Here is a 22,764-nt window from a genome sequence, read left to right as displayed (position 1 = left end):
TGAATACCAGTCCGCTTTCGCGAGCAAGCCCGCTCCCACAGGGTTTTGTGGTGTTCAGTTAAATTGTGTCGCCGGGTTTTGGGGTTCTGGCCAGGCAATAGACATCGACCCGGGCCGCGCCGGCGTCCATCAGCAGGCGCGCCAGGGTTTGCGCGGTAGCGCCGGTGGTCAGCACGTCATCGATCAGGGCCAGATGACGGCCGGTGACGCACGCATCGGGTGTCAGGGCGAAGGCGTTACGCAGGTTTCGCTTGCGGGCCTCGGCCTTCAGATCCTGTTGCGCGCTGGTGTCCTGAATCCTCAGCAGCAGTGTTTCGTCACAGGGAATGTTCAGGCTTTCGCTGAGCCACTTCGCGAGCATCGCCGCTTGGTTAAAGCCTCGTTGGCGCAGGCGCTTCGTGGCCAGCGGCACCGGGATCAACGCATCGGGTCGATCAAGGTCTTCATCGAAGCGATGTTGCAGGAATTGCGCAAGAAGTTCGCCGAGCAAGCGGCCAAACGGCCACTTTGCGTTGTGCTTGAAGCGGGTGATCAACGTGTCCACCGGAAAGCTGTAGATCCACGGCGCCGCCACTCGCTCGAAGGCCGGCGGTTGTTGCAGGCATTGGCCGCACGTCAGGCCGGACGCGGGCAGTGGCAGGGCGCAGGTCTGGCAGTGATCGCCGAGCCAGGGCAACTCGGCTTCGCAGGCTGTACAGATCGGCGTGGTGTCGTCGGCGGGCTCTGAACAAAGCAAACAGAATTGTTTATTTTTTAACCAGATGTAAACCGGTCCTGCGTATCGTGGTTGACAGCGCATCGCTCTTCCTTAAATATGCCGAACATCCGTGTCGCGCCTGTGGGTATTGCGTTACCCCAGTCGCCAGCCAAGCATAAATCAAGGAAACGCCCATGAGCGCCAGCACCTCTGCAACCCTGCGTCATGACTGGTCTTTGGCCGAAGTCAAAGCACTCTTCGTTCAGCCATTCAACGACCTGCTGTTCCAGGCGCAGACGGTGCACCGCGCGCATTTCGACGCCAACCGAGTCCAGGTTTCGACGCTGCTGTCGATCAAGACCGGCGCCTGCCCGGAAGATTGCAAATATTGTCCGCAGTCCGGTCACTACAACACCGGCCTGGAAAAAGAAAAACTGATGGAAGTGCAGAAGGTCCTCGAAGAGGCCGCTCGCGCCAAGGCCATCGGTTCGACCCGTTTCTGCATGGGCGCTGCCTGGAAACACCCGTCGGCCAAAGACATGCCGTACGTGCTGGAGATGGTCAAAGGCGTGAAAGCCATGGGCCTGGAAACCTGCATGACCCTCGGTCGTCTCGATCAGGACCAGACCGTTGCGCTGGCCGACGCTGGCCTCGACTACTACAACCACAACCTCGATACCTCGCCGGAGTTCTACGGCAGCATCATCACCACCCGCACCTATGGCGAGCGTCTGCAAACCCTGGCTTATGTGCGTGATTCGGGGATGAAGATCTGCTCCGGTGGCATCCTCGGCATGGGCGAGTCCCTCGATGACCGCGCCAACCTGCTGATCCAGTTGGCCAACCTGCCGGAACACCCGGAATCGGTGCCGATCAACATGCTGGTGAAAGTTGCTGGTACGCCGCTGGAAAACGCCGATGACATCGACCCGTTCGACTTCATTCGCATGCTCGCCGTCGCCCGCATCCTGATGCCGCAATCCCACGTGCGCCTGTCCGCCGGCCGCGAAGCGATGAACGAGCAGATGCAGGCCCTGGCCTTCTTCGCCGGTGCCAACTCGATTTTCTACGGCGACAAGTTGCTGACCACCGCCAACCCGCAGGCCGACAAGGACATGCAACTGTTCTCGCGCCTGGGCATTCTGCCGGAAGCGCGCGAAGAGCACGCCGATGAAGTGCATCAAGCGGCTATCGAGCAGGCGCTGGTTGAGCAGAAGAGCAGCGAGCAGTTCTATAACGCTGCTGTTTGACCCGACACAAATCAAATGTGGGAGCGGGCTTGCTCGCGAAGGCGGAGTTTCAGTCACCATAAATGTTGGATGTGACGGCCCCTTCGCGAGCAAGCCCGCTCCCACATTGGGATTGAATGTTTACCCATATTGACCTCCGAGGCCTGCATGTCTTTCGATCTCGCCGCACGCCTTGCTGCCCGTCGTGCCGAAAATCTCTATCGCCAACGCCCACTGCTCGAAAGCCCTCAAGGCCCTGAAGTAGTCGTCGATGGTCAGCCGTTGCTGGCGTTTTGTAACAACGACTACCTGGGCCTGGCCAATCACCCGCAAGTGATCGAAGCCTGGCGCGCCGGTGCGGCTCGCTGGGGCGTCGGCGGCGGGGCTTCGCATTTGGTTATCGGCCACAGCACCCCCCATCACGCGTTGGAAGAGGCGTTAGCCGATCTCACCGGGCGCCCGCGTGCGCTGCTGTTCACTACCGGTTACATGGCCAACCTCGGCGCGGTCACCGCGTTGATCGGGCAGGGCGATACGGTGCTGGAAGACCGGCTCAATCACGCCTCCTTGCTGGATGCCGGTTTGTTGTCCGGTGCGCGCTTCAATCGTTATCTGCACAACGACGCTGAGAGCCTGGCCAAGCGCCTGGAGAAAGCCACCGGCAACACGCTAGTAGCCACCGACGGCGTGTTCAGCATGGACGGCGACATCGCCGATCTGCCGGCGCTGGCCCGCGAGGCCAAGGCCAAAGGTGCGTGGCTGATGGTCGATGATGCCCACGGCTTTGGTCCGCTGGGCGCCAATGGTGCCGGGATCGTCGAGCATTTTGGCTTGAGTCAGGAGGATGTGCCGGTGTTGGTCGGCACCCTCGGCAAGGCGTTCGGTACGGCCGGTGCTTTTGTGGCGGGTAGCGAAGAGTTGGTCGAGAGTCTGATCCAGTTCGCTCGTCCCTACATCTACACCACCAGCCAGCCGCCGGCCCTGGCCTGCGCGACGCTGAAAAGTCTCGAATTACTGCGCAGCGAGCATTGGCGGCGCGAGCACCTTAATGTGCTGATCCGTCAATTTCGTCGAGGTGCCGAACAAATCGGCCTGGAACTCATGGACAGCTTCACACCGATCCAGCCGATCATGATTGGCGATGCCGGGCGCGCGGTTCGACTGTCGCAGATGCTGCGCGAGCGCGGTCTGATGGTGACCGCGATCCGTCCGCCCACCGTGCCGGCCGGCAGCGCTCGCTTGCGCGTGACCCTGACCGCCGCCCACAGCGAGGCGCAGGTGCAGCTATTGTTAAATGGACTGGCCGATTGTTTTGCACAACTGGGACCGGAGCCAAGCCATGCGTGATCGTTTGATTCTGCTGCCTGGCTGGGGACTCGGCGTTTCGCCGCTGGAGCCCTTGGCGGCGGCGTTGCAGGGGCTGGATGAACACCTGCGGGTCGAGATCGAACCTTTGCCGGAACTGGAATCGGGTGATCTTGCCGAGTGGCTTGATGAGCTCGATTCGACTCTGCCTCAGGATGCCTGGCTCGGCGGTTGGTCTCTGGGCGGCATGCTCGCCTCCGAGTTGGCGGCGCGGCGCGGTGATCGCTGCTGCGGCTTGCTGACGCTTTCGAGTAACCCTTCGTTTGTCGCCCATGAGCAATGGCTGAGTGCGATGCCCGGCGAGACGTTCGATGCGTTTCTGGCGGGTTGTGGCGCCGATCCGCGCATGACGTTGAAACGTTTCTCGCTGCTCTGCGCCCAAGGTGCCGAAGACCCGCGCGGGCTGTCGCGACTGTTGCTTGGCGGTGCGCCGAGTACGTCGACGGCGGTATTGATGAGTGGTCTGGAAGTGCTTGCGCAACTGGATACACGTCAGGCGTTGCAGGCGTTCCGTGGCCCACAACTGCATCTGTTCGCCGGCCTCGACGGGTTGGTTCCGGCCGAAGCGGCCGCAGAATTGCTGGCGCTGTTGCCGGATGTCGAAATCGGCCTGATCGAACAGGCCAGCCACGCGTTTCTTCTGGAAGACCCCCACGGTGTGGCGGGGGCGATCCAGGCATTTTTGCATGAGTCCGGTGATGACTGATTTATCCCTTCCCAACCTGCCCGGTGGTTTGCCCGACAAACGTCAGGTGGCAGCGTCCTTTTCCCGCGCGGCGGCCAGCTACGACAGCGTGGCTGAGTTGCAGCGCGATGTTGGCAGCGAGCTGTTACGTCGGTTGCCAGATGATTTTGTACCGGGTCGCTGGCTGGACCTGGGCTGCGGCACCGGGCATTTCAGTCGAGCGCTGGGTGAGCGTTTTCCTGCCGGTCACGGCGTGGCGCTGGACATCGCGGAGGGCATGCTCAATCACGCTCGGCCATTGGGCGGTGCAACGCACTTCATCGCCGGCGATGCCGAGCGGCTGCCGTTGCAGGACTCGACCTGTGACCTGATTTTCTCCAGCCTCGCGGTGCAGTGGTGTTCGGACTTTACGTCGGTGCTCAGTGAGGCATATCGGGCATTGAAACCGGGCGGTGTTTTCGCGTTTGCTAGTCTTTGTGTAGGAACGTTGTACGAATTGCGTGACAGTTGGCGTCAGGTGGATGGCATGGTGCACGTCAACCGCTTCCGCGAGTTCGGTACTTATCAACAGCTGTGCACGGCCAGTGGCTTGAAGGTTGTCAGTCTGCAAGCCTGTGTGCATGTGCTGCATTACCCGGATGTGCGCAGCCTGACCCACGAGCTCAAGGCGCTGGGCGCGCATAACCTGAACCCTGGACGGCCGGGCGGTTTGACCGGCAGGGCGCGAATCCTCGGCTTGATCGAGGCGTATGAACAGTTTCGTCAGGCACAGGGACTGCCGGCGACTTATCAAGTGGTTTATGCCGTGTTGGAGAAACCCTTATGAGCGCAGCCTATTTCATCACGGGCACCGACACTGATGTCGGCAAGACCACCGTTGCTGCGGGTTTGCTGCATGCCGCGCGGTTGGCGGGGTTGAGTACGGCGGCGGGCAAACCGGTGGCCTCCGGTTGCGAGGTGACACCCAAGGGATTGCGTAACGCCGATGCGTTGGCGTTGCTGGCTGAGTGTTCGGTGCCGTTGACGTATGCACAGGTCAACCCGGTGGCGTTCGAACCGGCGATCGCTCCGCATCTGGCAGCGCGGGAGGCGGGCGTGGCGTTGACGGTGCAATCCTTGCTGACGCCGATGCGTGAGATTCTGGATTTGAACGCAGACTTCACGCTGATTGAAGGCGCTGGTGGCTGGCGCGTGCCTTTGGCGGATCAGGACAATTTGTCGGACTTGGCGATGGCGCTGAATCTGCCCGTGATTCTGGTGGTTGGCGTGCGGTTGGGTTGCATCAGTCATGCACTGCTGACCGCTGAAGCGATTGCTAACGATGGGCTGCAATTGGCGGGCTGGGTGGCCAACATCATTGATCCGAAGACCTCGCGCCTGGAGGAAAACCTCGCCACGTTGGCCGAGCGCATACCCGCACCGTGTTTGGGGCGGGTGCCGAAACTCAAGTCGGTGACGGCGGAGGCGGTGGCCGAGCATCTGCAATTGGATCTGTTGGATTAATATTTCCAGGTGCGGGTTTTTGCTATGACAAGGCACTATGCCATTAGTGTTTTTGTCGGGTGTTTTGCCCACGTGTCTGCTTCAATGGCCACTGTTGATCCTTTGCAAGGACGAGTTCTCCCATGGAAATCTCAGGAAGCACCGCTTTTTATGCCGGTCTGAGCTCTATTCAGACGGGGCAGAACCGTGTCGATCAGGCTGCCGGCCAGATCGCCAACACCACGATTGATCGCTCGGAGAAGAGCCAATCCTCCGAAGCACAGGTTGATCGTCTGCGTTCGGTAGATCGCAGCCAGCAATCAGACCTGGCCAGCAATATGGTCGAGATGTCTCAGGGCAAGTTTCAGGTTGAGCTCGGCGCGAAAGTCGCCAAGGCTTCCGATGAAATGCTGGGGACGTTGATTGATACCTACGCTTGATCACTTGCTGAATCTGCTACTCCGACGCCGCGAATCTTCGCGGCGTTTTTCTGCGTAAGTCCTTCTCCCTCAACTAATCTTTCCTGCATGGCTTGTCGCTTTGTCGACGGCGGTGTGCGGCTGTGTGGCCGTTATGTGCGCGGCATGATGACGAATGGCAAAAGATCGATGCTTGACAAGATTTGGGCGTAAACGTATGTTTCAAACAACTGTTTGACCGTCACAACAAATCAACACGGTCGTTCATTCCCGGTTACATCAGCAGAGGTTTATCGCTATGCCTGACTACAAGGCCCCCTTGCGTGATATTCGCTTCGTTCGTGACGAACTGCTCGGCTACGAAGCGCACTATCAGAGCCTTCCGGCTTGCGCAGACGCAACTCCGGACATGGTTGACGCCATTCTCGAAGAAGGCGCCAAGTTTTGTGAGCAGGTGCTGGCTCCGCTGAACCGCGTGGGTGACACCGAAGGCTGCACCTGGAGCGAGTCCGGCGTTAAAACCCCGACTGGCTTTAAAGAAGCCTACAAACAATTCGTTGAAGGCGGCTGGCCAAGCCTGGCCCACGACGTAGAGCATGGCGGCCAAGGCTTGCCGGAGTCTCTGGGTCTGGCCGTGAGTGAAATGGTTGGCGAAGCCAACTGGTCGTGGGGCATGTACCCAGGCCTGTCGCATGGCGCGATGAACACCATTTCCGAGCACGGTACGCCTGAGCAGCAAGATGCTTACCTGACCAAGCTGGTTTCCGGCGAATGGACCGGTACCATGTGCCTGACCGAACCGCACTGCGGCACCGACCTGGGCATGTTGCGCACCAAGGCCGAACCTCAGGCCGACGGTTCCTACAAAGTCTCCGGCACCAAGATCTTCATCTCGGCCGGTGAACACGACATGGCCGACAACATCGTCCACATCGTGCTGGCACGTCTGCCGGATGCGCCGGCTGGCACCAAAGGCATTTCGCTGTTCATCGTTCCGAAGTTCATGCCGAACGCCGACGGTTCGATCGGCGCTCGCAACGCCGTGACCTGTGGTTCCCTGGAACACAAAATGGGCATCCACGGTAACGCGACCTGCGTGATGAACTTCGACGCGGCCACCGGTTTCCTGATCGGCCCGGCGAACAAAGGCCTGAACTGCATGTTCACCTTTATGAACACCGCTCGCCTGGGTACCGCGCTGCAAGGTCTGGCCCACGCCGAGATCGGCTTCCAGGGCGGCCTGAAATACGCTCGTGATCGTCTGCAAATGCGCTCCCTGACTGGCCCGAAAGCGCCGGAAAAAGCCGCAGACCCGATCATCGTGCACCCAGACGTACGTCGCATGCTGTTGACCATGAAGGCGTTCGCCGAAGGCAACCGCGCGATGGTTTACTTCACCGCCAAGCAAGTCGACATCGTCAAATACGGCGTGGACGAAGAAGAGAAGAAGAAGGCTGACGCACTGTTGGCCTTCATGACTCCGATCGCCAAAGCCTTCATGACTGAAGTCGGTTTTGAATCCGCCAACCACGGCGTGCAAATCTACGGTGGTCACGGTTTCATCGCCGAGTGGGGCATGGAGCAGAACGTTCGCGACAGCCGCATTTCGATGCTGTACGAAGGCACCACCGGTATCCAGGCACTCGACCTGTTGGGCCGCAAAGTGCTGATGACTCAAGGCGAGGCTCTGAAAGGGTTCACCAAGATCGTCCACAAGTTCTGCCAGACCAACGAAGGCAACGAAGCGGTCAAAGAGTTCGTCGAGCCATTGGCTGCGCTGAACAAAGAATGGGGCGAGCTGACCATGAAGGTCGGTATGGCGGCCATGAAAGACCGTGAAGAAGTCGGCGCCGCGTCGGTGGACTACCTGATGTACTCCGGTTATGCCTGCCTGGCCTACTTCTGGGCTGACATGGCGCGTCTGGCTGCCGAGAAACTGGCTGCCGGCACCACCGAAACCGCGTTCTACACCGCCAAGCTGCAGACGGCGCGCTTCTACTTCCAGCGCATCCTGCCGCGTACCCGCACTCACGTTGTGACCATGCTGTCGGGCGCCAACAACCTGATGGACATGAAAGAAGAAGACTTCGCCCTGGGTTACTAAACCCCGCGCAGTTCCTTCACAAAGCCGCTGTTCTTTCGAGAGCAGCGGCTTTTTTGTTCCTGGCGAAAATCCGCTGTGCAAGACAGGCCACCCACGATGGATTGTTGGCGTCCCCTCGATAAATATTCCCTACTAAATTGCTAAGAAATCCCCGATTCCTGCCGTTACAGAGGCTGGCGATGTGACATAGATCACCTCTCATGTGCTTAACTGCTCCAGGTGCAGGCACAATGCCATCTTTCTGTTGGGTCGGAGCTTTACCCTTGCCGCGTTCTTCCGCTGTACGCTTCAGTCATTTTTTGCCCTCACTACTGCTGTTGCTTGCTGGGCTTTCGGCTGCGTACATAAAGGATCTCAACGTCTTCTTCACTTCGCTGTTCAACGTGTTGCCAACCTTGGTGCTGTTGCTCGGCGGTGCTTATTGCGCGGTTTACCGACGCCAGCGTGAACTGTTTCTGATGGTCACGGTGTACATCGCCTACTTCCTGCTCGACACCCAGACCGACTATTACCGCGATAACGGCAAGGTTCGCGAAGACGCAGCGGTGGTTTTCCATCTCTGTTGTTTGCTGTTGCCGTTGCTGTTCGGCCTGTTCGCGGCGTGGCAGGAACGCACTCACCTGTTTCAGGACATGGTGGCGCGCTTCGCTGTGTTGCTGGCGTTCGGTAGCGTGGCGCTGGGCATTGAGCAAAGTTACCCACAGCCGCTGCTGATGTGGCTCTCGGAAATCCGCTGGCCTGCCTTGCACGGTGCCTGGATGAGCCTGATCCAGTTGTCCTATCCCGTGTTCTTCGCCGCGTTTTTACTGCTGGCCTGGCAATACTGGCGCAACCCGAGGCCCTTGCACGCCGCGCAACTCGTGGGCTTGCTGGGGTTGTTCTGGATGTTGCCGAAAACCTTCATCCTGCCGTTCACCCTGAACATCATGTGCAGTCAGGTCATGCTGATGATTGCGGCGGCGGTGGCACACGAAGCCTATCAAATGGCTTTCCGCGACGAACTCACCGGGCTGCCGGGACGTCGCGCGTTGAACGAGCGCATGCAGCGCTTGGGACGCAATTACGTACTGGCCATGAGCGACGTCGATCACTTCAAGAAATTCAACGACACCCACGGCCACGATGTCGGCGATCAGGTGCTGCGATTGGTTGCCAGCAAACTGTCCAAGATCAGCGGAGGCGGTAGGGCGTATCGCTACGGGGGCGAAGAATTCGCCTTGGTGTTCGCGGGCAAGACGCTCGAAGAGTGCATGCCGCACCTGGAAGTCATCCGCGAGTCGATTGCGTCCTACAACATTCAATTGCGCAATCCGGACCGTCCTCAGGACGACCAGCAAGGTCGCCAGCGTCGAGCCGGCTCCGGTGCGTCGAGTGTGTCGGTTACGGTCAGCATTGGCGTCGCCGAACGCTTGGAGCAGCGTACGCCCGAACAAGTGCTCAAGTCGGCTGACGAAGCGCTCTACAGCGCCAAGGGTGCCGGGCGAAATTGCGTGGTGGCGTTCGGCCAAAGCCGCCGTGGCGCGGTGCGTATGGACGCTGCTGCGGGTTGAGTGATGATGGCGCATTCAGCGTCTGGACTGTGATTGTGAGGCGTGGTGCGCGGCAGTAGGTTTGAGGTATCTGCTGCCGGAGAAACGACCATGCCTGAGTACAAAGCTCCCCTGCGCGACATGCGCTTTCTGATCGACCACGTCTTCGACTTTCACAGCAACTACGCCGCGCTCGGCGCTACCGACGCCAGCCCGGACATGGTCAATGCGATCCTCGAAGAAGGCGCGAAATTTTGTGAAAACGTTCTCGCACCGCTGAATCGCAGCGGTGATGAAGAAGGCTGCCATTTCGACAACGGCGTGGTGACAACGCCTACAGGCTTCAAGCAAGCCTTCGCACAATACGTGGAAGGTGGCTGGCATGGTCTGGCGGCCGATCCAACTTACGGCGGCCAGGGTTTGCCGAGCTCACTGGGCCTGGTCATCAGCGAGATGGTCGGCTCCAGCAACACCTCTTGGGGCATGTACCCCGGCCTGACCCACGGCGCAATGTCGGCGATCCACGCCCATGGCACCGAAGCGCAAAAACAGACTTACTTGAGCAAACTCACTGCCGGCCAATGGACCGGCACCATGTGCCTGACCGAAGCCCATTGCGGCACCGACCTGGGCATCATCAAGACCCGCGCGTTGCCCCAGGCTGATGGCAGTTACGCGATCTCCGGCAGCAAGATTTTCATCTCCGCCGGCGAACACGACATGAGCGACAACATCATTCATTTAGTGCTGGCCAAACTGCCGGATGCACCGGCCGGGACCAAGGGCATTTCGCTGTTCATCGTTCCCAAATTCCTACCCGATGCCGAAGGTGAAGCGGGCGAGCGCAACGGCGTTTCCTGCGGCTCCATCGAACACAAAATGGGCATCAAGGCCTCAGCCACCTGCGTGCTCAATTTTGACGATGCAAAGGGATTCTTGATCGGTGAAGCGAACAAAGGCCTGAATTGCATGTTCACCATGATGAACCACGCGCGCCTGGGCACCGGCATGCAGGGCTTATGTCTGGGCGAGGCGAGCTTCCAGGGCGCGATCAAGTACGCCAACGATCGCTTGCAAATGCGCTCGCTGACCGGCCCGAAAGCCCCGGAAAAACCTGCCGACCCGATCATCGTCCATCCCGATGTGCGCCGGATGTTACTGACCATGAAGGCCTTCAACGAAGGCAACCGGGCGCTGACCTACTTCACCGCGCAGTTGTTGGATGCCGCGCATTTGAGCGCGGATGAAACGGCGCGGCAGGATGCAGAAGATCTGTTGGCATTCCTGACGCCGATCTGCAAAGCCTTCATGACCGATACCGGCCTGGAAGTGACCAACCACGGCATGCAGGTGTTTGGCGGCCACGGCTTTATCCGCGAGTGGGGTATGGAGCAATTGGTTCGCGACTGCCGGATTGCGCCGATCTACGAAGGTACCAACGGCATTCAGGCGTTGGACTTGCTGGGACGTAAAGTCCTCGGCAGCCAGGGCAAACTGCTGCGTGGCTTTACCAAGATCGTCCACAAGTTCTGCGCGGCAAACGCGGAGCATCCACAGCTCGGCAGCTTTGTGGCACAGCTCAATGGCTTGAATCAGCAGTGGGGCGAGGTGACGACTAAAATCGGCATGGCCGCGATGAAAAATCCGGATGAAGTCGGCGCTGCGTCGGTGGATTACTTGATGTACAGCGGTTACATCATCCTCGGCTATCTATGGCTGCGCATGGCGCTGGTGGCTCAGGCGCAGTTGGGCGCGGGCAGCGGCGATGCCGAATATTGCCAGGGCAAACTGGCGACCTGCGAGTTCTACTTCAAGCGATTGCTGCCGCGAACTGCCGCTCATCGGGCGGCGATCGAGGCGGGGAGTGATTGCCTGATGAAGCTGCCGGCGGAGTTGTTTGCGCTTTGACGAGCGCGCTTTAAAAGCATCGCGGGTAAGCCTTGCTCCTACACGTCCAATGTTGTTCGCGAAGTTTGCGCACGGACCTGTAGGAGCGAGGCTTGCCCGCGAATGCGTTTGGCAGGCACAAGAACTCAGTGACTAAAAATTACAAATCGGTCACGTGCTGACCCTATGTGTCGTAAAAGTTGTTGGGTTACACTCGGACCCAACGAAAGCACCATTCCTACGAATCACCCGTTTAGATCTTGCGAGGTTTGCCATGGCTGACTACAAAGCGCCCCTGCGCGATATGCGCTTCGTCCTCAATGAAGTTTTCGAGGTCGCCAAACTCTGGGCCGAGCTGCCGGCGCTGGCGGATACCGTCGATGCTGAAACCGTCGAAGCCATTCTCGAAGAAGCCGGCAAGGTCACCAGCAAAAGCATCGCGCCCCTGAGCCGAGCGGCGGACGAAGAAGGCTGCCATTGGGCGGACGGTGCCGTCACCACACCGGCAGGTTTCCCACAGGCTTATCAGACTTATGCCGAAGGCGGTTGGGTCGGTGTCGGTGGCGATCCGGCCTACGGCGGCATGGGCATGCCCAAGGCTGTTTCGGCCCAGGTCGAAGAAATGGTCAACTCCGCCAGCCTGTCGTTTGGCTTGTACCCGATGCTGACGGCCGGCGCCTGCCTGTCGATCAACGCCCACGCCAGCGAAGAGCTGAAAGCCGCCTACCTGCCGAACATGTATGCCGGCGTCTGGGCCGGTTCGATGTGCCTGACCGAACCGCACGCTGGTACGGACCTGGGGATTATCCGCACCAAGGCCGAGCCTCAGGCCGACGGTTCCTACAAAGTCAGTGGCACCAAGATCTTCATCACCGGCGGCGAACACGACCTTACCGAGAACATCATTCACCTGGTGCTGGCCAAACTGCCGGACGCACCGGCGGGGCCGAAAGGCATTTCGCTGTTCCTGGTGCCGAAGTTCATGGTCAATGCCGATGGCAGCCTGGGCGCGCGCAACCCGGCCAACTGCGGTTCGATTGAACACAAAATGGGCATCCAGGCGTCCGCGACCTGCGTGATGAACTTCGACGAGGCCGTGGGTTACCTGGTCGGTGAGCCGAACAAAGGCCTGGCGGCGATGTTCACCATGATGAACTACGAGCGTCTGGGTGTGGGTATCCAGGGCCTGGCCACTGGCGAGCGCTCTTACCAGAACGCCGTTGAATATGCCCGCGACCGCCTGCAAAGCCGTTCGCCGACTGGCGCGCAGAACAAAGACAAAGTGGCTGACCCGATCATTGTCCACCCGGACGTGCGTCGCATGCTGCTGACCATGAAAGCCTCGAACGAAGGCGGTCGTGCCTTCTCCACCTATGTGGCGATGCAACTGGACACCGCCAAGTTCAGCGAAGACCCTACGACCCGCAAACGTGCGGAAGACCTGGTGGCGTTGCTGACGCCGGTAGCCAAGGCATTCCTGACCGATCTGGGCCTGGAAACCACCGTGCATGGCCAGCAAGTTTTCGGCGGCCACGGTTACATACGCGAGTGGGGCCAGGAACAACTGGTTCGCGACGTACGCATCACCCAGATCTACGAAGGCACCAATGGGATTCAGGCGCTGGACCTTGTAGGTCGCAAGATCGTCGGCACTGGCGGGGCGTTCTACAACCTGTTCGCGGATGAGATTCGTCACTTCACCGAGACAGCCAGTGCTGACCTGGCTGAGTTCACCAAGCCGTTGAACGACGCGGTGAGCACCCTTGATGAGCTGACTTCGTGGGTACTGGACCGGGCGAAAAACAACCCGAATGAAATCGGCGCGGCGTCGGTCGAATATCTGCAAGCATTCGGCTACGTTGCCTACGCCTACATGTGGGCATTGATGGCCAAGGCCGCTTTCGGCAAAGAAGCGCAGGACGAGTTCTACGCGAGCAAACTCGGCACGGCGCGATTCTATTTCGCCCGTCTGCTGCCGCGGATTCACTCGTTGAGCGCGTCGGTGAAGGCCGGTAGCGAGACGCTGTTCCTGCTGGACGCATCGCAGTTCTGACCCTGTAACGTCATGTAAGCAATCTCTTACATGACGTACTGCTGTTTTCCCATATGCGCCGATTGGATCCAGAGCTAATCTACTTCACATGGACGTCGCGCAGGAAGCGCAAAGTAACAACACGGACACGTAGGATTCTGCCAGGACGGCGGAGTGAAATGGATGTCAGGGAAACAGTCTGCAAAGCCCCGCTTCGGCGGGGTTTTCTTTTGCCTGCAGAAAAGTATTCAGCTCATCACATCCAGTGGCGCCGGGCCGTTCAAGCGGTCATCGGGACCATTGAGTACTTCTTCCAGCAACGTGCGCAGCAACGCCAGCGAGGCTTGTTGCCGTTGCACATCCCGGCACACCAACCCGACTTTCAGCGGCACTCGCGGCTCGGTCAGTGGTTTCCACAGCAGTTCATTATTGCCGAGCGCCTTTTGCGAGCGCCCGGGCAGAACAGTTGCCAGCCGCGTGTGGGGCAAGCTGTCGAGAATCCCCGCCATGTTGTTCAGTTCGGCCTGCACCTGCGGACGTCGGCCAAGGCTGGCCAATTGCGTCTGCCAGATCTGCCGCAACTGAAACTCTTCGCCCAATAGCAGCATCGGTAATTCCGCGGCCTGACTCATGGAGACCTTCTTGAATTCGCGCAACGGATGATCCGCCGGGATGACAAGCGTCAGTTCATCTTCGTACAGCATCACGCCGTGCAATCCTGGCTGGCGAGGCGGCAGGTAGCTGATTCCGATGTCCAGGGAACCGTTGAGCAACCGCCGTTCGATCTCAAGTCCGGTCAGTTCATAGATCTGCACCACCAGATGCGGCTGCGCCTTGCGCACCCGTTCGAGCATCTGCGGCACCAGGCTGGTGTGGACGGTCTGCAACACGCCAATCGCCAAGGTGCGCAGCGCCTGACCCTTGAAATTGCCCAGCGCTTCCCGCGCCCGTTGCAGGCCATCGAGCAACGGCAGCGCGTGGTTGTACAACGTGTGTGCCGCCAGGGTCGGCAGCAAGCGTTTGCTGCTGCGCTCGAACAGGCTCACATCGAGGTTCTGTTCGAGGTGGCGGATCTGCTGCGACAGCGCCGGTTGTGAGATGGACAGTCGCTCGGCAGCCCGGCCCACATGGCCTTCTTCGTAGACCGCGACGAAATAACGCAGTTGCTTGAAATCCATAAGTAATACTTATCGAAAATGCTGTGAAATCGAAATGGCTCAGCGCCGTGCCTGCGCCTAGTCTAACCGCATTCACAAGGCTTACAGGGCCGGAAAGCACGATGAATACCGTTTGCATCGATGGTGTTTGCATAGGAAAGACGAAAAGCCTAAAGCGAGGTTTTTTGAGATGAATTTGTTTAATTTGCGGCGCAGCCCTCCCAGTCTGGATGATCTGGTCATGGACACCGTGCAGCCATCGCACCGTGACAACCTGTCCAGCGAATGCCTGATGCCCAGCGTCGAGCGGCCACAGCAGATTTTTGTGCGTGGGCAAGGTTCGTGGTTGTGGGATAGCGATGATCGCGCTTATCTGGATTTCACCCAGGGTGGTGGGGCCAACAGCCTGGGGCATAGCCCGTCAGTGCTGGTCAACGCGATTTCGGATCAGGCCCGGACGCTGATCAACCCCGGTTTCGGCCTGCATAACCGCGCCATGCTCAACCTCGCCGAACGGCTTTGCGCCAGTACTGGCAGCGATCAGGCCTACCTGCTCAACAGTGGCAGCGAAGCCTGCGACGCGGCGATCAAGTTGGCACGCAAATGGGGTCAGCTGCATCGCGGCGGCGCTTCGCGGATCATCGTTGCCAACAAGGGCTGCCATGGCCGTAGTCTCGGGACGATTTCGGCGTCGGACAGTTCTAACCTGACCAATCGATTTGAGCCGCAGCTACCGGGCTTCAGCCACGTCCCGTTCAATGACCTTCCAGCGTTGCATGCAGCCGTAGACGCTCGGACCGTGGCGATCATGCTCGAGCCGATCCAGAGTGAAGCCGGGGTGATTCCGGCCGTCGAGCATTACCTCAAGGGTGTTGAACGGTTGTGTCGTGAACTGGGCATCCTGCTGATCCTCGACGAAGTCCAGACCGGGATCGGCCGTTGCGGCACCTTGCTCGCGGAACAATCCTACGGCGTGCGGGCCGATATCGTTGTGCTCGGCAAAGGCTTGGGCGGTGGCGTGCCGTTGGCGGCATTGCTTGCCCGAGGCAAGGCCTGTTGTTTCGACATCGGTGAAATGATCGGCACCCACCACGGCAATGCACTGATGACCGCTGCCGGCCTGGCCGTTCTTGATAGCGTGCAGGACAAAGGCTTTCTCGAACATGTACAGAAAACCGGTCAGTACCTTGGCGAAGGTCTTGGGCGCTTGGCTAATCGCTACGGCCACGGCGAACTGCGCGGGCAAGGGCTGTTTTGGGGACTGACACTGTCGGACGATTCAGCCGACGCGGTCGTCAAAGCAGCACACCATGAAGGCTTGCTGCTCAACGCCCCACAACCCGATTGCCTGCGCTTCACCCCGGCGCTCACCGTCAGCAAAGCCAACATCGACGAAATGCTCCTACGCCTGGCTCGCGCTTTTTCCCGGGTACGCACCGCGCAACTGCAGTGCCGCAAAGGGATTGCCGTCTGATCAGACTCGCCCTACACGAATTACCGAACCGTCTCGCGGTATAACGCATCGCCCCACACCTGATTCTTTTGGCGTGGGGCGTTTTTTTGTCTCTGCGTTTTGCCAAAGGTGATTTGGTGCTTGAGCGATGGCTGGATCGGTGGCTTTTTAGAGCGCGTCGGCAAGGACTGCCGCCGCCAGTGAAACAATATTGTTGAAGAACTGGTTTTGAAATCTATACCACTGAGTGGTATGTTTTTTGGAAGGGAAACCGATGTCGCCGAGGTTATTCAAAGCTAAAGGTTTTGCGATACAGGCTGGTAAAGCTTGGATCAGTGATGAGGAGCTACGGGAGGCCTTCATCGAGATGCTCGATGGCCAAGCAGTCAATCTCGGTGGCAGGGTGTGGAAAAAACGTTTGAATTCAAATCGCCATCGATCGCTTGTCTTGGCAAAAGGTGGGCGTTACTGAGTCTATCAGGTGCTGTTTGCCAAACAGGATCGAAGTAATATCAGTTCGGCGGAGCTGATTGAATTGCGCACGCTGGCGAAGACCTACGCGGAACTCACAGATGTGCAAGTCCGGCGCTTGCTGGATACGAAGGAGTTTGTGGAGATCCCCCATGAGTAAAAAATACAAAAGTGAAGTTTTTGAATCGATACACGAATCGGCCAGTGCCTTATTTGCCATCGGCGCAATCAGCAAGGCGACGATGCGCGAATTTGATGAGTCCTGCCTTGCAACCGTACCGGACGCGATCCCGGCAGAGCAGATCAAAGCGCTTCGGGAGCGCAACAACGTCAGCCAGCCAGTGTTTGCGCGTTATCTGAACACCAGCGCCTCGACGGTCAAACAATGGGAGGCGGGAGACAAGCACCCCAGCGGCATGGCGCTCAAGTTGCTGAGCATTGTTCAGAAATACGGTCTTGAGATACTGGCCTGAAGAACTGCACTGAACCCTGACGAACGGCGCAGGTCGATTGGTTGTGTGGCTCATGCGAGCCAACTTCAAATCAGGAGCTGCCCCATGGATTTTATTCGAATCATCATCGCCATTCTGTTGCCGCCCCTGGGTGTGTTTCTGCAAGTCGGTTTCGCCGGGGCGTTCTGGCTGAATATTCTGCTGACGCTGTGCGGTTATATTCCGGGGATCGTGCATGCGGTGTACATCATTGCCAAGCGTTGAGATTTTCGGCGTCGGTTAGATCGCTTTCGCGAGCAAGCCCGCTCCCACAGTAGATCTTCAGCGAACACAGCGTTTGTGTTCGCCGCCGATCAAATAATGAAATGGCTCCTCCCGCCGCCCCCTGTGATCACCCACTAAGCTTTCACAGGGGGCTCATCGGAGACCGTTGCCATGAACAAAGTAGCTATTGTCGCCATCGATCTGGGAAAACACACCTTTCATCTGCATGCACAAGATGATCGTGGTCATGAGCTTTACCGCAAAAAGTTTAATCGGGCGGCGCTCATCCAGCATCTGGCCAATCTCGAACCCTGCACCGTTGCGATGGAAGCTTGCGGCGGAGCCCACTTCATGGCGCAGGAAGTCTCAAGACTGGGGCATATACCCAAACTCATTGCTCCGCATCTCGTGCGTCCGTATGTGAAAAGCAACAAGAACGACTTCGCTGATGCCGAAGCGATCTGCGAGGCTGCAACTCGTCCAACAATGCGCTTTGTGCCGCCCAAGAATCAGGCTCAGCAGGCGCTGGCCATGCTCAACTCGACACGTGATTCGTTCATCAAAGAACGTACTGCTACCGTCAATCGGATTCACGCAGCCCTCCTGGAAGTCGGAATCAGCTTGGCCCCAGGCTTCAAGTCCATCAAAGATCTTCCAGCGCTGCTTGAAGCACATCCACTTCCCGATTCCATCAAAAAACTACTGACCAGGCTGCGTGAGCACTTCAATTACTTGCACGAGCAGGTCAAGGCTTTGGATAAGGAAGTGGAGTGCCAAGCCGCTGAAGATGATCTGGCTGTTCGCTTGATGACGATGCCGTGTGTCGGCCCGATCACCTCCAGCGTCCTGGCTGCCGAGTTGGGCGATGGCAAACAGTTCAAGTGCGGCCGAGGCTATTCGGCCTCGATCGGGCTAGTGCCCAAACAACACTCCACGGGCGGAAAAACCGTACTTTTAGGCATCAGCAAGCGGGGTGACCGAAACCAGAGACGTCTGCTGATCCAGTGTGCCCGCGTCTATCTGATGCAGTTGGATCGACAGAAAGGAGCGCTGGCGGACTGGGTCCGACGGCTATGGGACAACCATCACTCCAATCATGTGGTCTGCGCACTGGCCAACAAACTGGCGAGAATCGCCTGGGCGATTGCAGCACACCACACCGAATTCGATGCGGGGCCAGGCGCGATGAACGCCTGACCCCGCTGTCACCCGAGCACCACCCACCTGGTTTGCGATGCTGGATAACAGATGACGTGAACGGCCAACCGGCCTGACGAAAACCCTGAGCTCCCACACGGCTGAAAGGCCGTCCAAGTAATTAGGATCGCCGGGCATCGATTCTCATCAAGGCGCGAATGGACCAACCTCCACTCAGACGCCGGATAGATGAAAGCAAGCCAAACACATCATCAAAAACAGTATTGCAGAAAAGGGGGGAACCATAGATGTGGGAGCGGGCTTGCTCGCGAATGAGGCGCCACTATTTCCGCACGAAGCGCTGACTTCAGTCCACCAACGCCATCACCCGCCGATAAAACACCCACTCCTGCTCCAGCGCATGCGCCTGATTACCCGCCTTGCGAAACCCATGACGTTCGTCTGCGTAGTAATGGGCTTCAACCAGAATGCCGTTGTCCTGCAACGCCGTGACCATGTCCCGGGTTTGCTGCGGCACCACCACGGCATCCAGTTCACCCTGAAAGAAAATCACTGGCACGGCGATGTTACTCGCGTGCAATAACGGCGTTCGGGCGGCATAACGCTCGGCATCCTGCAGCGGATCGCCGATCAACCAATCCAGATAGTCGCCCTCGAACTTGTGAGTCGCTTTGCCCAATGCAACGGGATCGCTGACGCCATACAGGCTGGCGCCGGCGCGGAAGACTTTGTGAAAGGCGAGCGCGCACAGCGTGGTGTAACCGCCAGCACTGCCGCCGCGAATGAATGCATTGTCGCCGTCGATCAGCCCGCGTTCGGCGAGATAAGCGACCACTGCGCAAGCATCCTCCACATCCACATCACCCCAACTCAAATGCAGTGCCTGGCGATAATCCCGGCCATAGCCGCTGCTGCCGCGATAGTTGAGATCGGCCACGGCAAAGCCCCGTTGCGCCCAGTACTGGATGCGTGGGTCGAGCATCGGGTAGCAGGCCGACGTCGGGCCGCCGTGGATGAACACCACCAGCGGCAGGTTTCGCCTCTCCTGTCATTGCCGGGTAGAAGAAACCATGAGCCTCGCCCGAACCGCTCGGGTAGCGCAGGGTTTGCGGGCGGCTGATCTTTTCGGCAGGCAACGGTGCGATGCCGCCGGCCAGTACATTGACCTGTCGGGTGTTGCGGTCGATGGCAATGACTGCCGAAGCCGTAACCGGCGAGGCTGCGATGCAGTAAATGAACTGTTCATCGAATGCGAGACTTCGGAAGCGGCTGTAATCCCCGGTGAAATCCTCAGGTGCTTCGCCGCAAAGGCCCAAACGGCCAAATCCGTCTTCGGTCCAACTGGCCAGATACGTGTTGTCGTTCAACGGTAACCAGGTGCAGCCGCCCAATTGCCATGGTGCGGGGCCGTGATCGGCCGCGGCGCTCGGCAATGGCGTCAGACCCTCGGTAGATTCCACCCACGGTTGCCAAAATCCGTCGCGATCGGTCAAGCAATACAAGCGACCGTTGGCGTCGAACCGAGGTTGCTGCACAGACTCTGGAGCCCTACCACCCGCTACACAACGCGGCTGACCAAAACCGCTCTCGTCCTGGCGTTCTGCAACCATCAGACGAGTCGTTGTCCATGGCTGATCCGGCCGGCTCCACTCGATCCAGGCCAGACGTCGAGCATCCGCACTCAGGGTCGGCGAGGCGTAAAAGTCCGCGCCTTCAGCCAGCAAATGACGCACACCGTCCGCCAGGTCGATGGCCACCAGCCGATGCTGATCGCGATGTTCTTCAACCGCCAGAATTTGCCCATTGGCGAACTGCAGATCGCCATAACGGCACTCGTCCGACGTCATCACTTCAGGCGTCTCGCCCTTCAGCGATTGCCGATACAGCTGCTGGTCCGCCTCGTTGACGAAAACAATCCCGTCATCCGTCAGACAAAACGCTCCGCCGCCATATTCGTACACCCGACTTCGCACACTGAATCCCGGCGGTATCAGACATTTCGCCTGACCGTCACGCCAGTGCCAGATCCGGCAGGCTGCATCTTGGGGACGGTACTCGTTCCAGAACAGGCCCTGTTTGCCCAGTTGTAGTTCGGCGAAGTCGATACCGGCCGTGACGGCTTTGGCGGCGCTGAAAGGCTCAGCCTTTAGCGATGAGTCGTGAGTTTCGTTCATTGCGAAAGGCCAGTTGTTCGATGGTCTGGGTCGCGTGCTCGGCTTCTTCGCGGGCCATGAGAATCACGCCGTGATGTTCTGACTTGCTGCACACCGGGTCGGCATTGCTCGCGTCACCGGTCAACATGAAGGCCTGGCAACGGCAGCCGCCGAAGTCCTTTTCTTTCTCATCGCAGGAGCGGCACGGCTCGGGCATCCAGTCATAACCACGAAAGCGATTAAAGCCAAACGAGTCGTACCAGATGTGCTGCATGCTGTGGTCGCGTACGTTCGGAAATTGCACCGGCATCTGTCGGGCTCCGTGACAGGGCAGGGCAGTTCCGTCCGGGGTCACTGTCAGAAAAATACTGCCCCAGCCATTCATGCAGGCTTTCGGACGTTCTTCGTAGTAGTCCGGGGTGACAAAAATCAGTTTGCACGGATGCCCTTCGGCTTCCAGTTTGGCGCGGTATTCGTTGGTGATGCGTTCAGCGCGGACCAGTTGTTCCTTGGTCGGCAGTAGGCCGACCCGATTGAGCTGCGCCCAACCGTAGAACTGGCAAGTGGCGAGTTCGACGAAGTCGGCCTCCAGGGCGATGCACAGCTCGATGATCCGGTCGATCTTGTCGATGTTGTGCCGATGGGTGACGAAGTTCAGCACCATCGGATAGCCGTGGGCCTTTACCGCACGGGCCATTTCGAGCTTTTGCGCGAAGGCTTTTTCGAGCCGGCCAACAGGTTGTTGACCTGCTCGTCACTGGCCTGAAAGCTGATCTGGATGTGGTCCAGGCCAGCCTTCTTGAAGTCGCTGATTTTCTGCTCGGTCAGGCCAATGCCCGAGGTAATCAGGTTGGTGTAGAAACCCAACTTACGCGCTTCGGCGATCAACTCGGCGAGGTCCTGGCGTACCAGCGGTTCACCGCCGGAGAAACCCAACTGCGCCGCGCCCATCTCCCGCGCTTCGCGAAAGACCTTGATCCACTGCTCGGTGCTGAGTTCTTTGCCCTGTTCGGCGAAATCCAGCGGATTGGAGCAGTACGGGCATTGCAGCGGGCAGCGATAGGTCAGCTCGGCCAGCAGCCACAGCGGCAGGCCGATTTCCGGTTTGGGCGGTAACTTGTCCGACACAGAGTCAGGCAAGTTCGATCCAGTGCTGAGCACGGGCGACCTCCATGAATTGCTCGATGTCTTCACCGAGTTCGGGCACGCCAGGGAACTGCGCGTCGAGTGCGGCAATGATCGCGGCCACGTCACGCTGGCCGTCGATCAAACCGCCAATCAGCGCGGCGCTTTCATTGAGTTTGATCATGCCTTCCGGGTACAGCAGCACGTGGCCTTTCTGCGCCGGTTCGTACTGGTAACGGTAGCCGGTACGCCAGGTCGGGGTTTTGTTGCGGTCGAAACTCATAAGGTGATTCCTTTATGCCAGACCCGCTGCTCGGTCACGCTGTGATACGGCGGGCGATTCAGCTCGTAGGCCATGGTCATGGCATCGAGCATGCTCCAAAGAATGTCCAGTTTGAACTGGAGAATTTCCAGCATGCGCTCCTGGCCTTCCCGGGTGGTGTAGTGCTGCAAGGTGATCGCCAGACCGTGCTCGACATCGCGACGGGCCTGACCCAGGCGCGTGCGGAAATACTCGTAACCGGTCGGGTCGATCCACGGGTAATGCTGCGGCCAACTGTCCAGGCGCGATTGGTGGATCTGCGGCGCGAACAGCTCGGTCAGCGAACTGCTGGCGGCTTCCTGCCAACTGGCCCGACGGGCGAAATTGACGTAGGCGTCCACGGCAAAACGTACGCCGGGTAGCACCAACTCTTGGGAGCGTAACTGATCCGGGTCGAGGCCAACGGCTTGGCCCAATCGCAGCCAGGCTTCGATGCCGCCGTCTTCGCCGGGGGCGCCGTCGTGGTCGAGCAGGCGCTGAATCCATTCGCGACGAATTTCGCGGTCCGGGCAGTTGGCGAGGATCGCGGCGTCTTTTAGCGGGATGTTCACCTGGTAGTAGAAGCGGTTGGCGACCCAGCCCTGGATCTGCTCGCGGGTCGCCCGGCCTTCGTACATCGCCACGTGGTAGGGGTGGTAGATGTGGTAGTAGGCGCCCTTTGCACGCAGGGCGGCTTCGAATTCGGTGGGGGACATTGCGGTGTCAGTCATTTCGGTTCTCCGGGTAGGACCGGTGGTTCTTTGGTGTCTGGTCTGACGCCTTCGCGAGCAAGCCCGCTCC

General features: G+C 59.0%; 19 protein-coding genes and 3 pseudogenes. 15 read left to right on the top strand and 7 right to left on the bottom strand.

The window, feature by feature from the left end:
• Positions 1 to 58: 58 nt before the first annotated feature.
• Positions 59 to 799, bottom strand: a complete 741-nt coding sequence (locus RHM58_RS05525) for a ComF family protein (RefSeq protein WP_201256691.1) — start codon at positions 797 to 799, stop codon at positions 59 to 61.
• A gap of 92 nt (positions 800 to 891) precedes the next feature.
• Here RHM58_RS05525 and bioB point away from each other — a divergent pair, with 92 nt between their 5' ends.
• From bioB to RHM58_RS05475, 10 genes are all read left to right on the top strand, one after another.
• Entirely contained in the window at positions 892 to 1,947 is a 1,056-nt protein-coding gene (bioB, locus tag RHM58_RS05520; RefSeq protein WP_201198295.1) for a biotin synthase BioB, read from the top strand.
• 147 nt (positions 1,948 to 2,094) lie between these two features.
• The gene (gene bioF / locus RHM58_RS05515) at positions 2,095 to 3,273 is read left to right on the top strand and encodes an 8-amino-7-oxononanoate synthase (protein WP_322269830.1); all 1,179 of its coding nucleotides are present in this window, start codon (positions 2,095 to 2,097) and stop codon (positions 3,271 to 3,273) included.
• Positions 3,266 to 3,997 (top strand): alpha/beta fold hydrolase, encoded by a 732-nt coding sequence (locus RHM58_RS05510; protein ID WP_201198291.1) that lies wholly within the window; start codon positions 3,266 to 3,268, stop codon positions 3,995 to 3,997. The genes bioF and RHM58_RS05510 overlap by 8 nt, the downstream gene beginning before the upstream one ends.
• Positions 3,990 to 4,802: a malonyl-ACP O-methyltransferase BioC gene (bioC, locus tag RHM58_RS05505; RefSeq protein ID WP_201198289.1), complete on the top strand. Its 813-nt coding sequence runs from the start codon at positions 3,990 to 3,992 to the stop codon at positions 4,800 to 4,802. The genes RHM58_RS05510 and bioC overlap by 8 nt, the downstream gene beginning before the upstream one ends.
• A complete protein-coding gene (gene bioD / locus RHM58_RS05500) occupies positions 4,799 to 5,479 on the top strand; it encodes a dethiobiotin synthase (RefSeq protein ID WP_201198287.1) in 681 nt (226 codons plus the stop codon). The genes bioC and bioD overlap by 4 nt, the downstream gene beginning before the upstream one ends.
• A gap of 122 nt (positions 5,480 to 5,601) precedes the next feature.
• Positions 5,602 to 5,898: a pyrroloquinoline quinone biosynthesis protein PqqE gene (locus RHM58_RS05495; RefSeq protein WP_322269829.1), complete on the top strand. Its 297-nt coding sequence runs from the start codon at positions 5,602 to 5,604 to the stop codon at positions 5,896 to 5,898.
• A 277-nt stretch (positions 5,899 to 6,175) separates the two neighbouring features.
• Positions 6,176 to 7,981 (top strand): phenylacyl-CoA dehydrogenase, encoded by a 1,806-nt coding sequence (locus RHM58_RS05490; protein ID WP_201198283.1) that lies wholly within the window; start codon positions 6,176 to 6,178, stop codon positions 7,979 to 7,981.
• Positions 7,982 to 8,244: 263 nt separating this feature from the next.
• Positions 8,245 to 9,531: a GGDEF domain-containing protein gene (locus RHM58_RS05485; RefSeq protein ID WP_201198281.1), complete on the top strand. Its 1,287-nt coding sequence runs from the start codon at positions 8,245 to 8,247 to the stop codon at positions 9,529 to 9,531.
• Between the two features lie 90 nt (positions 9,532 to 9,621).
• Positions 9,622 to 11,418, top strand: coding sequence for an acyl-CoA dehydrogenase C-terminal domain-containing protein (locus RHM58_RS05480; protein WP_322269825.1), 1,797 nt, complete (start codon positions 9,622 to 9,624; stop codon positions 11,416 to 11,418).
• A 253-nt stretch (positions 11,419 to 11,671) separates the two neighbouring features.
• Positions 11,672 to 13,450 carry an acyl-CoA dehydrogenase C-terminal domain-containing protein gene (locus RHM58_RS05475; protein WP_322269824.1) on the top strand — a complete coding sequence of 593 codons (1,779 nt, stop codon included), beginning with the start codon at positions 11,672 to 11,674 and terminating at the stop codon, positions 13,448 to 13,450.
• A gap of 227 nt (positions 13,451 to 13,677) precedes the next feature.
• On the opposite strand, the gene RHM58_RS05470 is transcribed toward RHM58_RS05475, so the two are convergent.
• Complete coding sequence (locus tag RHM58_RS05470; protein WP_201198278.1) at positions 13,678 to 14,607, bottom strand: LysR family transcriptional regulator; 930 nt, start codon at positions 14,605 to 14,607, stop codon at positions 13,678 to 13,680.
• Between the two features lie 169 nt (positions 14,608 to 14,776).
• On the opposite strand from RHM58_RS05470, the gene RHM58_RS05465 reads away from it, so the two are divergent.
• Positions 14,777 to 16,060, top strand: coding sequence for an aspartate aminotransferase family protein (locus tag RHM58_RS05465; protein WP_322269822.1), 1,284 nt, complete (start codon positions 14,777 to 14,779; stop codon positions 16,058 to 16,060).
• A 147-nt stretch (positions 16,061 to 16,207) separates the two neighbouring features.
• Here RHM58_RS05465 and RHM58_RS05460 read toward each other — a convergent pair whose 3' ends face one another.
• Positions 16,208 to 16,402 carry a hypothetical protein gene (locus RHM58_RS05460; protein ID WP_201256695.1) on the bottom strand — a complete coding sequence of 65 codons (195 nt, stop codon included), beginning with the start codon at positions 16,400 to 16,402 and terminating at the stop codon, positions 16,208 to 16,210.
• Between RHM58_RS05460 and RHM58_RS05455 the strand changes: the two are divergent.
• The 4 genes and pseudogenes from RHM58_RS05455 to RHM58_RS05440 all read left to right on the top strand — a co-directional run bounded on the left by RHM58_RS05455 (position 16,314) and on the right by RHM58_RS05440 (position 18,423).
• Positions 16,314 to 16,670, top strand: a pseudogene (locus tag RHM58_RS05455) (type II toxin-antitoxin system RelE/ParE family toxin). The gene RHM58_RS05460 and the pseudogene RHM58_RS05455 overlap by 89 nt on opposite strands.
• Positions 16,663 to 16,983 (top strand): helix-turn-helix domain-containing protein, encoded by a 321-nt coding sequence (locus RHM58_RS05450; RefSeq protein ID WP_201256692.1) that lies wholly within the window; start codon positions 16,663 to 16,665, stop codon positions 16,981 to 16,983. The pseudogene RHM58_RS05455 and the gene RHM58_RS05450 overlap by 8 nt, the downstream one beginning before the upstream one ends.
• Positions 16,984 to 17,067: 84 nt before the next feature.
• Positions 17,068 to 17,226: a YqaE/Pmp3 family membrane protein gene (locus RHM58_RS05445; protein WP_007904205.1), complete on the top strand. Its 159-nt coding sequence runs from the start codon at positions 17,068 to 17,070 to the stop codon at positions 17,224 to 17,226.
• Positions 17,227 to 17,397: 171 nt separating this feature from the next.
• On the top strand, positions 17,398 to 18,423 hold the full coding sequence (locus RHM58_RS05440; RefSeq protein WP_201256610.1) for an IS110 family transposase: 1,026 nt from the start codon (positions 17,398 to 17,400) through the stop codon (positions 18,421 to 18,423).
• Positions 18,424 to 18,730: 307 nt separating this feature from the next.
• Here RHM58_RS05440 and RHM58_RS05435 read toward each other — a convergent pair.
• From RHM58_RS05435 to pqqC, 4 genes and pseudogenes are all read right to left on the bottom strand, one after another.
• Positions 18,731 to 20,558: pseudogene (locus RHM58_RS05435) on the bottom strand (S9 family peptidase).
• Positions 20,524 to 21,665: pseudogene (gene pqqE, locus RHM58_RS05430) on the bottom strand (pyrroloquinoline quinone biosynthesis protein PqqE). Before pqqE ends, RHM58_RS05435 begins: the two co-directional pseudogenes overlap by 35 nt.
• Before the next feature lie 4 nt (positions 21,666 to 21,669).
• Positions 21,670 to 21,945, bottom strand: coding sequence for a pyrroloquinoline quinone biosynthesis peptide chaperone PqqD (gene pqqD / locus RHM58_RS05425; RefSeq protein ID WP_322269821.1), 276 nt, complete (start codon positions 21,943 to 21,945; stop codon positions 21,670 to 21,672).
• Positions 21,942 to 22,694: a pyrroloquinoline-quinone synthase PqqC gene (gene pqqC, locus RHM58_RS05420; RefSeq protein ID WP_054044160.1), complete on the bottom strand. Its 753-nt coding sequence runs from the start codon at positions 22,692 to 22,694 to the stop codon at positions 21,942 to 21,944. The genes pqqD and pqqC overlap by 4 nt, the downstream gene beginning before the upstream one ends.
• Positions 22,695 to 22,764: the final 70 nt, after the last annotated feature.

The sequence above is a fragment of the Pseudomonas sp. 10S4 genome, assembly GCF_034344865.1.
Lineage (GTDB): Bacteria > Pseudomonadota > Gammaproteobacteria > Pseudomonadales > Pseudomonadaceae > Aquipseudomonas.
This window is presented reverse-complemented; position numbering and strand designations above follow the sequence as displayed.

Coding starts and splice junctions, on each gene's coding strand:
- RHM58_RS05525 (WP_201256691.1), bottom strand. CDS start 799: ATGCGCTGTCAACCACGATACGCAGGACCGGTTTACATCTGGTTAAAA.
- bioB (WP_201198295.1), top strand. CDS start 892: ATGAGCGCCAGCACCTCTGCAACCCTGCGTCATGACTGGTCTTTGGCC.
- bioF (WP_322269830.1), top strand. CDS start 2,095: ATGTCTTTCGATCTCGCCGCACGCCTTGCTGCCCGTCGTGCCGAAAAT.
- RHM58_RS05510 (WP_201198291.1), top strand. CDS start 3,266: ATGCGTGATCGTTTGATTCTGCTGCCTGGCTGGGGACTCGGCGTTTCG.
- bioC (WP_201198289.1), top strand. CDS start 3,990: ATGACTGATTTATCCCTTCCCAACCTGCCCGGTGGTTTGCCCGACAAA.
- bioD (WP_201198287.1), top strand. CDS start 4,799: ATGAGCGCAGCCTATTTCATCACGGGCACCGACACTGATGTCGGCAAG.
- RHM58_RS05495 (WP_322269829.1), top strand. CDS start 5,602: ATGGAAATCTCAGGAAGCACCGCTTTTTATGCCGGTCTGAGCTCTATT.
- RHM58_RS05490 (WP_201198283.1), top strand. CDS start 6,176: ATGCCTGACTACAAGGCCCCCTTGCGTGATATTCGCTTCGTTCGTGAC.
- RHM58_RS05480 (WP_322269825.1), top strand. CDS start 9,622: ATGCCTGAGTACAAAGCTCCCCTGCGCGACATGCGCTTTCTGATCGAC.
- RHM58_RS05475 (WP_322269824.1), top strand. CDS start 11,672: ATGGCTGACTACAAAGCGCCCCTGCGCGATATGCGCTTCGTCCTCAAT.
- RHM58_RS05470 (WP_201198278.1), bottom strand. CDS start 14,607: ATGGATTTCAAGCAACTGCGTTATTTCGTCGCGGTCTACGAAGAAGGC.
- RHM58_RS05465 (WP_322269822.1), top strand. CDS start 14,777: ATGAATTTGTTTAATTTGCGGCGCAGCCCTCCCAGTCTGGATGATCTG.
- RHM58_RS05460 (WP_201256695.1), bottom strand. CDS start 16,402: ATGAAGGCCTCCCGTAGCTCCTCATCACTGATCCAAGCTTTACCAGCC.
- RHM58_RS05450 (WP_201256692.1), top strand. CDS start 16,663: ATGAGTAAAAAATACAAAAGTGAAGTTTTTGAATCGATACACGAATCG.
- RHM58_RS05445 (WP_007904205.1), top strand. CDS start 17,068: ATGGATTTTATTCGAATCATCATCGCCATTCTGTTGCCGCCCCTGGGT.
- RHM58_RS05440 (WP_201256610.1), top strand. CDS start 17,398: ATGAACAAAGTAGCTATTGTCGCCATCGATCTGGGAAAACACACCTTT.
- pqqD (WP_322269821.1), bottom strand. CDS start 21,945: ATGAGTTTCGACCGCAACAAAACCCCGACCTGGCGTACCGGCTACCGT.
- pqqC (WP_054044160.1), bottom strand. CDS start 22,694: ATGACTGACACCGCAATGTCCCCCACCGAATTCGAAGCCGCCCTGCGT.